The following is a 653-nucleotide window of genomic DNA, read 5'->3' as shown; positions in this document are numbered from 1 at the left end:
CCCCCCAAATTTCCCATTTTTAACGACTTATTTCGTGTTCATACCAAGGCGGTCGTCGGCCTCATTCCTCCTCCTCAGTTTTCGTCGTCGTCATTCCTTCTAGACCGCTAAGACAAGGGCAGAAAATGGGCAAAACGGCTAAACCGTAAAACGGCAAAACCGCAAAACTGACGCGCGGATTTTAAAAGGGTGAATTGCATTAAGATGGTTTCCGCTTGTCTGGAGTTCGCCAAATCAAAAAGGGAACCCCTTCCCCGACGAAACGGGGCCCCTTCCCCTTTTGAATTTGGCAAACCCCTTAACTAGGGAATTAGATTTTTAACAAAAGTAATTATTCAGGCCGACGTTCCAGCGGAATATATGCACGGCAACCGCATCAATCGCTGTTGCTTCTCCTTCAACATGGATCAAGTCAACTGAATCAGAATCGACATCCTGTTGCTGCAATTTCAAGTGGTAGTCTTTCATGATACCGCCGAAAGCAATCATCCTTTTTCGAGCGATCCCCTCAGCCAATTCACGAACAACCTTGTGAACAGCAAAATATTGGCCTGTAGGAGACTTACAGACATAATTTGAAGGTTTAGTGGCATATTTCCCAACCTCAGCAGCCGCAGACGTAATAGCGTCGCTCTCAGGGCGTTTTTTGTTGG

1 protein-coding gene is annotated in these 653 nt (G+C 46.4%); it reads right to left on the bottom strand.

Features of this window, described 5'->3' with window-relative positions:
• Positions 1-318: 318 nt before the first annotated feature.
• On the bottom strand, positions 319-653 hold a 335-nt coding region (locus tag R7R24_RS27615; protein WP_318120259.1), incomplete at its 5' end, for a protein rep.

This window comes from Vibrio sp. 704 (genome assembly GCF_033339295.1).
This window is presented reverse-complemented; position numbering and strand designations above follow the sequence as displayed.